This window comes from Faecalispora sporosphaeroides DSM 1294 (assembly GCA_000383295.1).
In the GTDB taxonomy this organism is placed as follows: domain Bacteria; phylum Bacillota; class Clostridia; order Oscillospirales; family Acutalibacteraceae; genus Faecalispora; species Faecalispora sporosphaeroides.
This window is the reverse complement of the sequence record KB911070.1, coordinates 240,864-250,772: the sequence shown is the minus strand read 5'-3', so window position 1 is coordinate 250,772 and position 9,909 is coordinate 240,864. Positions and strand designations below refer to the sequence as shown.

Genomic DNA, 9,909 nt, shown 5'->3' with positions numbered 1-9,909 from the left:
AACGGACGCATGGCGGCAACGACGCTTTTTCCCTTAGCAACATCAATTCCAACGGCTGTGTTCATGAAAGACCTCCTGATGATTGCTTTGTACTCGGTTTCGCCGTTCTTTCATTGCCGATTCAATCTCCTTGGTTACGCGAACACACCCATTATCGGGCGGGACGACCTGCTCCAATCGAACGGCTGTCAATGAGAGGACGGCTGACAGACTCCCTTACGGACGTGGTTAGTCCTCGGTGAAAGTGGTCAGGCCGAACTTCTCTCATTGTACAGCCTTGGCAACAAAAACGAAACAGACACGGCTGGCTGCCGTGCCTGGTCCGTTATTACTATTGTAGGAGGTGACAACCATGCGCAGGATGCTGGAGGAATTCTATTACGGGAACTTGAATCCGGGAGATTTTGTCACACTGGACGAAGTACAGACAATTTCCTTCACCGATAATCTTCCAGAGCAGGCGTAAGTCTGCTCTCATTTTGTTTTTTCAGCTGATATCCGCGGACGGTATGGAATTCGTTTTCTATAGTCTTGTTCATAAGCATGCATCCTCAATGAAACATTTTTTAAAGAGTATTTGGAACACTTTATGCTCTGCCTTCATAAGTTAGTCATGGGAAACGGTGTTTCCCGCCCCTAACGACTGAAATAGTGAATTTGCTTAATTCCTGAAAGATACTTGCAATTTTCGATATTTAGGCATATTATATAAATATATTTAGGCATGCCTAAATATAGGAGCCGCATATAAATTGCAAATGAAAAAATCATGGATGATCATACAAGGCGGCTGTTCTGCCGCAAGATACCAACTTTGATTGTTACAGCTCTTATTCTGCTTGTTGGAACAATTGCAAGAATGTTTGCAGGATAGGGCTTTGAAAAATCATTGAAGAATATCGTACATCGTATAAACGGAGGATTAGTGAATGACACCCAATAAAGAGGATTATTTAAAAGCCATATATAAACTCGGCGGACTGGAGAACATGGTAAGTAACAAGCGGATTGCAGAGACGCTGCAGATTGCGCCCGCCTCCGTCACGGAAATGCTACAAAAAATGAAACGGGAAGGTTTAATTCATTATGAGCCCTACAAGGGTTCTCGCCTGACGGATGAGGGTATGCGCACTGCAATCTCACTGGTGCGGGGCCACCGCCTATGGGAGGTATTTCTGATGCGGCATCTCGGCTATTCCTGGAGTGAAGCACATGAGGACGCGGAGCTTTTAGAACATATTACGCCCAAGCGACTAATCACCCGGCTGGATCAATTTTTAAATCACCCCGCGTACTGCCCTCATGGCAGCGCAATTCCTCATCCGGACGGACAGATAGACCCTGTTCCGATGCAGACACTGAATCTTTTACCAGTCGGCGTAACTTCTCATATCCGACGGGTAACAGAAGAAAAGGAGCTGCTGGATTATCTCCAAGAAAGCGGCGTTTCGATAGGTAGCGCTGTCTGTATTATGGAAGCCGCAGCCTATGAAGGGCCGCTTACTCTTGACCTGGAGGGTAAACATATTCAAATCAGTTATAAAGCTGCTTGTCAAATCTATGTGGACCAGACGGAGGGGCTATAACACCAAATATATTTTTTAGGAGGTTTCTCATGAATCACAAGATGAAAGGTATTTTAGGCGCAGTCCTGAGTTTCTCCATTCTGCTTGTGGGCTGCTCATCTCCCACAGTAAACACGAATTCTACGGAAGACAATAAATTAAATATTGTCGCCACCACTACCATGCTGGCTGACTTATCCACGGTGATCGGCGGAGAACGGGTTACCGTGGACGGCCTGATGGGCCCCGGCATTGACCCCCATCTGTATCAGGCCAGCGCGGGCGACGTTTCGCTGATGCAGCAGGCGGATGTCGTCGTATACAACGGTCTGCATCTGGAAGGCAAAATGGGTGAAATTTTTGAAAACCTGTCCGGGCAGGGCGCGGCTGTAATTTGTATCGAAGAAGGCCTAGACGAATCCAAACTTTTGGCCTGGGAGGATGACAGTTCTGTTCATGACCCTCATATCTGGTTTGATGTTTCCCTGTGGGAAGCGGCAGCCAAAACGGTGGCGGATGGATTATCCCAAGCCGATCCGGATGGAAAATCGGGCTATGAAGCCAATCTGGACGCCTACCTTAAAGAACTGGAGGAAACGGATACATACATCCGGAACCGGGCGGCAGAGTTGCCAGAGAAACAGCGCGTATTGGTGACCGCACATGATGCGTTCCAGTATTTTGGCAAGGCTTATGGCTTTGAGGTGCGGGGCCTGCAGGGCATCAGCACCGATGCGGAAGCCGGAACAGCCGACGTAAGCGATTTGGCCAATTTTATAGTGGAACGCCAGATCAAGGCCATCTTTGTGGAGTCCTCCGTGCCACCCAAGACCATCGAAGCACTTCAAGCGGCGGTAAAGGCGAAAGGCTTTGACGTGGCCATCGGCGGAGAGCTCTACTCCGACTCTCTGGGTGATGAGGATTCCGGTGCCGGTACCTATCTCCTGACCGTTAAGGCCAACATTGACACGATTGTAGATGCGTTAAAGTGACGGGAGGGGACACCTATGGAGAAACAACAGAATTATGCAGTGGAGGTGGAAGATCTCACTGTCGCCTATGACGCCAAACCTGTGCTCTGGGATATTGATCTGAAAATTCCCAAAGGGCAGCTGATGGCAGTAGTTGGCCCCAATGGAGCCGGAAAGACAACACTGATTAAGGCAATGCTGGGGTTGCTCAAGCCTGTCACCGGAGCAGTGCGCTTTCTGGATGGAAGCGGTGATATTCGCACATTGAAAAACAGGATCGGTTATGTGCCCCAGAGCGGCAGCGTGGATTGGGATTTTCCGGCCACGGTACAGGATGTGGTGCTCATGGGCTGCTACGGTAAACTGGGCTGGGTTCGCCGTCCCCGCAAAGCGGATATTGAGCTGACAAAACAGACGCTTCAAAAGGTTGGAATGCAGGATTACACCACCCGGCAGATCAGCCAGCTTTCCGGCGGCCAGCAACAGCGGGTGTTCCTTGCCCGCGCGCTGGCGCAGGAGGCGGAGGTTTATTTCATGGATGAACCCTTCAAGGGAGTGGATGCACAAACGGAGCGGGCCATTGTTTCACTGCTGAAAGACTTGAAGAAACAAGGGAAAACGGTCGTTGTCGTTCACCATGATCTGCAAACGGTGCCCGATTATTTTGATTGGGTCACCCTGATTAATTTGCGGGTGGTCGCCAGCGGGCCTGTGGAAGAGGTATTTCACGAGGAAAACCTGAAAAAGACTTATCACAGCTCCGGCACGCTTCTAAGGAGCGTGGTGTGATATGGACAGTGTGCTTGCTTTATTTTCCGATTTTACCTTTCAGACGGTTGCTCTCGGTTCCGCTCTTTTGGGCCTCATCAGCGGGGTGCTGGGCAGCTTTGCCGTCCTGCGCAAGCAAAGTCTGCTGGGAGACGGGGTATCCCATTCCGCCCTGCCCGGCGTGGTAATGGCGTTTGTATTATTGGGCAGTAAAAACACGGAGGTTCTGCTGCTGGGCGCGCTCCTCTCCGGCCTTCTGGCAACGCTGTTGATTGTGGGAGTGGTACGGCATACCCGGGTGAAATTTGACAGTGCGCTGGCGCTAGTGATGTCCGTGTTCTTTGGGCTGGGGCTTGTGCTGCTCACCTATGTACAGAAAATCCCCAATTCCAATCAGGCGGGGCTGAAGCGTTTTATCTTTGGTCAGGCATCCACCCTCTTACAGCGTGATATTGTCCTCATGACCGTCTGCGGGCTGATTTTGCTGGCACTGGTGCTGCTCTTTTGGAAGGAATTTAAGCTGTTTACCTTTGACGCCGACTTTGCCCAGAGCCTTGGCTTCTCTTCCAAAAAGCTGAACCTGCTGCTGTCATTCATGATCGTACTGGCTATCATCATTGGGTTGCAGACAGTAGGGGTGATTCTTATGAGTGCCATGCTCATTACGCCCGCGGTCGCCGCGCGCCAGTGGACGAATAAACTGTGGGTTATGGTAACGCTCTCAGCCTTGTTCGGAGCTATCTCCGGAATTGCGGGCACTGCCGCCAGCTCTCTTGTGCCAAAGCTACCTACCGGCCCGGCCATTGTGGTCTGCGTCAGTTCAATTGTGATTGTGAGCGTTCTGTTTGCTCCCGGCCGCGGCGTGCTGCATCGGATTTATCAACACAGAAAAAACAGGATTTTATATAAACTGGAAGGAGGCGAGATGGATGTCCCCTCAAATTGAAATTCAAATCATTGCTGTTGTTGTCGCAGTGGCCTGCGCCCTTCCCGGAGTATTTCTGGTACTTCGTAAAATGTCCATGATGTCGGATTCCATTACCCATACGATTCTCTTGGGGATTGTGCTTGCCTTTTTTGTCACCCATGACCTTTCCTCTCCGCTTCTGATCGTCGGGGCGGCGCTCATGGGCGTGGTGACGGTCTGGCTGACAGAGATGCTAAGCAGGACACGTCTTTTGGCGAAAGATGCCGCCATCGGCGTGGTGTTTCCGCTGCTTTTTTCCATCGCTATTATACTGATTACCCGCTATGCCGGTTCCGTACATTTGGACACAGATTCGGTGCTCTTGGGAGAACTGGCGTTTGCACCCTTTGACCGCATGGTCATCGGTAGTGTAGACATCGGGGCAAAAGCAATATACACCACCGGAATCCTGCTGCTCATCAATCTGGCAGCCATCATCATCTTCTTTAAAGAGCTCAAGGCAGCGACATTCGATCCTATGCTGGCGGCAGTGCTGGGATTTTCTCCTGCGCTGGTGCATTACGGACTGATGACGCTGGTGTCCCTTACCACAGTGGGTGCGTTTCAAGCTGTGGGTTCGGTACTGGTGGTGGCCTTTATGATCGGCCCTCCGGTAACGGCGTACCTGCTGACAGACGATCTCAAACGCATGCTGATAGTAAGCGGAATCATCGGAGCGGTAAATGGAATTCTCGGCTATCAGGCGGCGGCGATTCTGGATGTTTCCATTGCCGGAAGCATGGCGGTTGTGACCGGACAGGTTTTCCTGCTGGTGTTTGTGTTTGCTCCCCGCAGAGGTCTAATCAGCTCACTGCTCCGACGCAGAAAGCAAAAGATGGAGTTTGCCAAGATGACTCTGCTGTTCCATTTATATAATCATGCGGGAAGCGACGAAGAAGCATCGGAATGCGGAGTGGATACCATTCCAGCCCAATTGCACTGGGACAGCGCCTATACCGTCAAAATGATCCGCTTCCTTGAGCGGGACGGTTATGTCCAACTCTTAGATGGGTTGGCAAAACTGACAGAGGAAGGCCGAAACGCCAGCATTCGGAACTATAACGCACTTTTTGCAGGATAAGATATCTCAAGAAGAAAGCCGGAGTCTTCCGCATTGAAAGGCTTCGCTTTTCTTTAATATCTTTTAAGTAAACACTGGATATGACTTCTATATCGACACCGGCTATATCGTCGTATCGTTGTACATGTGAAATAATTTTCTGTTAGATAAAGGCGCAGGGGTTCCTACGCCTTTGTCATAATACTTAAAAGATATGCCCCCGTTAGAATATACTTACAACCAATCTTGACAACGACTATGTAAGTTGCTATACTGATAATCATATTACCGGTAATTAAGTTATCACTTTGTGATGATTAGGAGGTACAGTCGTTGTCAAAGCCCGATGTTTCTATTGATCCACGCATTTTGGATAGTGCAAAAAAAGAATTTCTAATGTGCGGATATGAAAAGGCATCTTTGAAAGCAATCTGCGAAAATGCACAGATCACTACCGGCGCTTTGTATAAGCGCTATAAGGGAAAAGAGGAGCTGTTTTGTGCTGTTGTGGCAGATACCATTGCCGACATGAATGCTGTGGTGGCACAAAAATCAGCCATTGCCGTTGAAAAACTCACAGATTCTGAATTGGTGGACGCATGGGATTTACAGGACTCTATGCTGTGGTGGTTCCGGTTCCTTTATGAGAGAAGCGAGGGGTTCCTTTTGCTGATCAAGCATTCAAATGGAACGAGATATACCAACTTCCAGCATGACTGGGTGGAGGTCATGACCGGGAAAAGCTACGAATACTTTATAGAAGCAAAAAAGCGCGGTCTGACAAATGCGGAGATATCCCGGGATGAAATGCATATCCTTCTTTCAGCCTTTTGGACGACTGTTTATGAGCCTTTTATCCACGGCTATACCTGGGAACAAATTGAAACACATAGCAAACTGATTTGTGATCTGTTCAATTGGCAACTGGTGCTGGGTTTATCACAGCGGTGAGGTTTCAATCCATCGATAGGGGCGAAGTCTGCCCTGTGGTTTGCTTAAGCTAACATAGATGAAGGGGAGGAGCTTATTTTGTTGAAAAAGGTGCTCGAATATACCGGCGAATACCGGAAAACCACCTATGCAGCCATTGTCTCGATGCTTGCGGGTATGGTAATGAATGTGCTGCCGTTTTTGTTTATCTACCAGATGATACGACCGATTCTCTTGCGGGAGGATTTCACTACAGGCTATCTCCTCGTGCGAATCGCGGCGATTGCCGTTTGTGTGTTGCTCTATGCCATACTCTACATCAGAGGGCTTGGGCTTTCGCATGAAAGCGCCTATCACACGCTGAAGAACCTGCGCATTTCGCTTCAAGGCAAGCTGGAAAAACAGCCCCTTGGCGTCATTCAGGAAAAGGGTGTTGGTGCGGTCAAGAAAATGTTCATAGACGATATTGAAACCATTGAGCTGCTCCTGGCACACACCCTGCCGGAGGGGATTGCGAATTTGACGATTCCTGCCCTGGTGTTTGCAGGTATGTTTTTTGTTGATTGGAAACTGGCACTGCTGGCGCTGTGCTCTTTGCCCCTCGGCGTGGTTGCCATGATGGTGATGTATAAGATCGGCATGAAAAGCATGGGACAATATTATGGTGCTGCACAGAAGATGAATAATACCATCGTGGAATACATCAACGGCATGGAGGTCGTAAAAGTCTTTAACCGGGACGGGGAATCCTACCATCGCTTTGAAAAGGATGTAATCAGCTACCGTGATTTTACGCTGGCCTGGTACAAGGTGTGCTGGCCGTGGATGGCGATCTATACCAGTATTTTGCCAATGGTGGCGCTCTTTCTGCTGCCGGTGGGCGCACTGCTTGTGATGCAGGGCTATTCGACGCTGCCCAATCTTATCCTGACGCTTTGTATGTCGTTTGGGATTGGCGCTCCCCTTCTGCGCTCCATGAGCTTTATGTCCACCATCCCGCAGATCAATTTTAAAATCAAAAGCCTTGAGGATGCGCTGAATGCCCCGGCGCTTCAGCAGTCCGAGAAGGCGTTTACAGGGAAAGATCACAGCGTCTCCTTTGAGAATGTGCGTTTTTCTTACAAGGAAGATGAGGTCCTGCACGGTGTATCGCTCGAGGTTCCACAAGGCAGCCTGACCGCGCTGGTTGGCGAATCGGGAAGCGGTAAATCCACACTGGCAAAGCTGTTGATACACTTTTATGATATCAGCGGAGGCGCCATAAAAATAGGCGGCCAGGATATTCGTGACATGAGCGTTGAAGCGCTCAACAACGAAATCTCCTATGTGGCGCAGGAGCAGTTTCTCTTTAACGTCAGTCTGCTGGAAAACATTCGACTGGGAAAGCTGGATGCCACGGATGAAGAGGTTATGGCAGCGGCAGAAAAAGCGCAGTGCGGTGAATTCCTTGCCCGGTTGGAGCACGGCATACACAGCATGGCGGGCGACAGCGGCAAACAGCTTTCCGGCGGAGAGCGCCAGCGGATTTCTCTTGCACGGGCCATTCTGAAAAATGCTCCCATTGTGGTGTTGGACGAGGCAACCGCCTTTATGGATCCGGAAAATGAGGAAAAGATGAACGAAGCCATTGCGGAGGTGATCCGCGGAAAAACCGTAATCGTGATTGCCCACCGGCTGCACTCGATTGTTAACGCGGATCAGATTTGTGTGATGAAGGCCGGCAGCATAGCGGCAATGGGAACCCATGAGGAGCTGCTGGCGCACAACCCCGAATATCAGGTGCTGTGGCGTGCCGCCGAAAGCAGCAGTAACTGGAAGGTCACCGCACAGAAAGGAAATGGAAACAAATGATTGCTTTAATGGAACGGATTCTTGCGGTTTCGGAACAATACCGAGGCAAAATCAAGTTGGCTTTTGTATTCTCCTTTCTAAAATCATTGCTGGCAAAAGCGCCGGTGGGGCTGGCCTTCTTTGCCTTGATCGCTTTTTATTACGGCACGGCAACGCTGGAGATGATTGTTTGGATCGGGGTTGCCATGGGCGCTTGCGCACTGCTTCAGATTCTTTTTCAGTATATTGCCGACCGTCTGCAGTCTGCGTCAGGTTATATGATTTTTGCTAAGAAGCGTATGGAGCTGGGTGCGCATCTTCGTAAAATGCCCATGGGCTATTTTACGGAAGGCAACATTGGGAAAATCAGCTCGGTTTTGTCCACCGATATGGTGTTCATTGAAGAGAACTGCATGAATGTGCTCGCAAACATGATGAGCTATATCTTCTCGCAGGCGATCTTGCTCGTGTTTTTAGCGTTTATCAACGTGTGGCTTGCCGTAGCCGCCACTGCAGTCCTTCTCGTTATTGTTCTTGTGGCGAACGGTATGAATAAGGACAGCATGAAGTACTCTGCCATACGACAGGAGCAAAGCGAAAACCTTACCGAGGACGTGCTGGATTTTGTCGAAGGGATCGGCATCATTAAAACCTACAATCTGTTGGGAGAAAAATCGAAGGAGCTGTCCGATAACTTCCGGGAAACCTGCAAGCGCAGCATTGATTTTGAGGAAAATGCGGCGGTGTGGCAGCGCGTGCTGAACATCCTGTACGGCCTTGGAGCCGTGGTTATCATCGCTCTGGCTGTTTACCTGAACCTTCAAGCTTCCCTGCCAGCCGTTCTTCTAGTTGGCGTTATGCTGTTTGTATTTGATTTATTTGGCCCGTTAAAGGCTCTGTACGATCAGGGCGCACGCCTTACCGTAATGAGCAGCTGCCTGGACCGCATAGAAGCAGTATTTGCAGAAAAGGAACTGCCGGATAACGGAAAGGGCTCCATTCCTGCACATAGTAGCGCACCGGAGGTGGAATTTAAAAATGTCACCTTTGCCTACGGCGAAAAGGAAGTATTGCACAATGTATCCTTCCGTTTGGAAAAGAACCGGATGCTTGCCCTTGTCGGACCCTCCGGCGGCGGCAAGTCCACCATTGCCAGCTTGCTTGCCCGCTTTTGGGACGTTAAGTCCGGACAGGTTTTGATACGAGGCAAGGATGTGAGAGAAATTAGCCTAAGTGATCTGATGAATCACATCAGTATGGTGTTTCAGCGTGTATATCTGTTTCAGGACACGATTTATAATAACATCAGCATGGGGCGGCCCGATGCCACTGAGGCCGAAGTCATGGAGGCCGCAAAAAAGGCACGGTGCTACGACTTTATCATGGCGCTTCCCAACGGATTCCAGACGATGGTGGGCGAAGGCGGAGAAACGCTCTCCGGCGGTGAAAAGCAGCGGATCTCCATTGCGCGCTGCATTTTGAAGGACGCACCTATCGTGATTCTGGACGAAGCAACCGCCAGCGTGGATGTCGACAATGAAAGCTATATTCAGGAAGCAATCAGCGAGCTGTGCCGCGGGAAAACGCTGCTGGTTATCGCACACCGTCTGGGAACCATCCGCCATGCCGACAACATCATGGTGATTGCCAAGGGAGAGATTGCCCAGTCCGGGACGCATGCGGAATTGATCGGTCAGGAAGGTATCTACCGGGATTTTGTCACGGTTCGCGAAAACAGCCGGGGGTGGAGCCGGAGAGACAGCGCCACAGCAGGATAATACCGCTACTCCCAACCAAAAGATACTGATGCACCCCGTG

9 protein-coding genes are annotated in these 9,909 nt (G+C 50.0%); all 9 read left to right on the top strand.

The features are described 5' to 3' along the window. On the top strand, positions 1-195 hold a 195-nt coding region (locus tag G340_RS18495; RefSeq protein WP_027103972.1), incomplete at its 5' end, for a hypothetical protein. A 734-nt stretch (positions 196-929) separates the two neighbouring features. After that, entirely contained in the window at positions 930-1,586 is a 657-nt protein-coding gene (locus G340_RS0110835) for a metal-dependent transcriptional regulator (protein ID WP_020073678.1), read from the top strand. 29 nt (positions 1,587-1,615) lie between these two features. Beyond that, positions 1,616-2,557 (top strand): metal ABC transporter solute-binding protein, Zn/Mn family, encoded by a 942-nt coding sequence (locus tag G340_RS0110830; RefSeq protein ID WP_020073677.1) that lies wholly within the window; start codon positions 1,616-1,618, stop codon positions 2,555-2,557. Between the two features lie 15 nt (positions 2,558-2,572). Further along, positions 2,573-3,325: a metal ABC transporter ATP-binding protein gene (locus tag G340_RS0110825; protein ID WP_020073676.1), complete on the top strand. Its 753-nt coding sequence runs from the start codon at positions 2,573-2,575 to the stop codon at positions 3,323-3,325. 1 nt (position 3,326) lies between these two features. Beyond that, complete coding sequence (locus G340_RS0110820) at positions 3,327-4,250, top strand: metal ABC transporter permease (RefSeq protein ID WP_020073675.1); 924 nt, start codon at positions 3,327-3,329, stop codon at positions 4,248-4,250. Beyond that, positions 4,234-5,352, top strand: a complete 1,119-nt coding sequence (locus G340_RS0110815; protein ID WP_020073674.1) for a metal ABC transporter permease — start codon at positions 4,234-4,236, stop codon at positions 5,350-5,352. Before G340_RS0110820 ends, G340_RS0110815 begins: the two co-directional genes overlap by 17 nt. Before the next feature lie 312 nt (positions 5,353-5,664). Further along, the gene (locus tag G340_RS0110810) at positions 5,665-6,282 is read left to right on the top strand and encodes a TetR/AcrR family transcriptional regulator (protein WP_020073673.1); all 618 of its coding nucleotides are present in this window, start codon (positions 5,665-5,667) and stop codon (positions 6,280-6,282) included. Between the two features lie 78 nt (positions 6,283-6,360). Further along, positions 6,361-8,112, top strand: coding sequence for an ABC transporter ATP-binding protein (locus G340_RS0110805; RefSeq protein ID WP_020073672.1), 1,752 nt, complete (start codon positions 6,361-6,363; stop codon positions 8,110-8,112). Further along, positions 8,109-9,869, top strand: coding sequence for an ABC transporter ATP-binding protein (locus G340_RS0110800; protein ID WP_020073671.1), 1,761 nt, complete (start codon positions 8,109-8,111; stop codon positions 9,867-9,869). Before G340_RS0110805 ends, G340_RS0110800 begins: the two co-directional genes overlap by 4 nt. The last annotated feature ends 40 nt before the right edge of the window (positions 9,870-9,909 follow it).

Excerpts from the sequence above, each read along its gene's own strand:
- G340_RS0110835 (WP_020073678.1), top strand. The coding sequence starts at position 930 with ATGACACCCAATAAAGAGGATTATTTAAAAGCCATATATAAACTCGGC.
- G340_RS0110830 (WP_020073677.1), top strand. The coding sequence starts at position 1,616 with ATGAATCACAAGATGAAAGGTATTTTAGGCGCAGTCCTGAGTTTCTCC.
- G340_RS0110825 (WP_020073676.1), top strand. The coding sequence starts at position 2,573 with ATGGAGAAACAACAGAATTATGCAGTGGAGGTGGAAGATCTCACTGTC.
- G340_RS0110820 (WP_020073675.1), top strand. The coding sequence starts at position 3,327 with ATGGACAGTGTGCTTGCTTTATTTTCCGATTTTACCTTTCAGACGGTT.
- G340_RS0110815 (WP_020073674.1), top strand. The coding sequence starts at position 4,234 with ATGTCCCCTCAAATTGAAATTCAAATCATTGCTGTTGTTGTCGCAGTG.
- G340_RS0110800 (WP_020073671.1), top strand. The coding sequence starts at position 8,109 with ATGATTGCTTTAATGGAACGGATTCTTGCGGTTTCGGAACAATACCGA.